We start from the raw sequence: 697 nt of genomic DNA, 5'->3' as shown, positions 1-697 counted from the left end.
CTCAACCGTGGCTGCAGCTGGAGTGGACCGCTCAGCAGCAGATCGAAGAGATCGTCCTGATCCTCGATGACGATGTGGAGCAGGATCTGATCAACCTCCACCACCATCGCACCTCCTGGGAGGTCTCCCCCTCCCTGATCTCAAGACTTCAGGTCGACACCTGGACTGATGGCTCCTGGCGAACCATCGCCGAGCTCACCGAGAATCGGTTGCGGCGTGTCTGCATCACGCTCCCCGAGACCGTCACAACCGATCGCCTCCGCATCCGTGCGCTGGAGGTCGGGGATATTCGCGAGGCCCGAATCATCGCTGCGCGTGCCTACGCACCCCGACAACTTCGGACCACCACATTCGAATCTTCTGCGACTTCCTGAATGAGTTCAAATCATTTGATAGTTTCCCTCCAGGAATAGCGAAAGTGCCTCGATAGAGGACTGTTCCCGAACTACGTTCTCGGCACTACGACCGCAACGCAGCGATCGCACCGACCCATCGCCCACGCCCCACCTCTTTGTCAAGGAGCTGCAATGAAGCACGCTACTGGAAATCGCTTGCACACCCGTGACCTCTCACGCCGCGGCGTGATGGGCGGCGCCGCCGCCCTCGGTGCTGGAGCCACGCTCGCAGCTTGCGGAGGCACCACCGACAGCGGAGGCGACGCGGAAGTCCCCACAGGAGAGAGCACCGGCACATTACG

General features: G+C 61.3%; 1 pseudogene. It reads left to right on the top strand.

Going from position 1 to position 697, the window contains the following annotated elements:
- Positions 1 to 374 (top strand): annotated as a pseudogene (locus tag ACT3SQ_RS19290) (hypothetical protein); the annotation flags it as partial.
- Positions 375 to 697 lie beyond the last annotated feature (323 nt).

Origin of the sequence: Brachybacterium sp. AOP42-C2-15, assembly GCF_052377065.1 — a bacterium.
Lineage (GTDB): Bacteria > Actinomycetota > Actinomycetes > Actinomycetales > Dermabacteraceae > Brachybacterium.
Note: the sequence above shows the minus strand (reverse complement) of the source record. Positions and strands in the feature narration are given on the sequence as shown.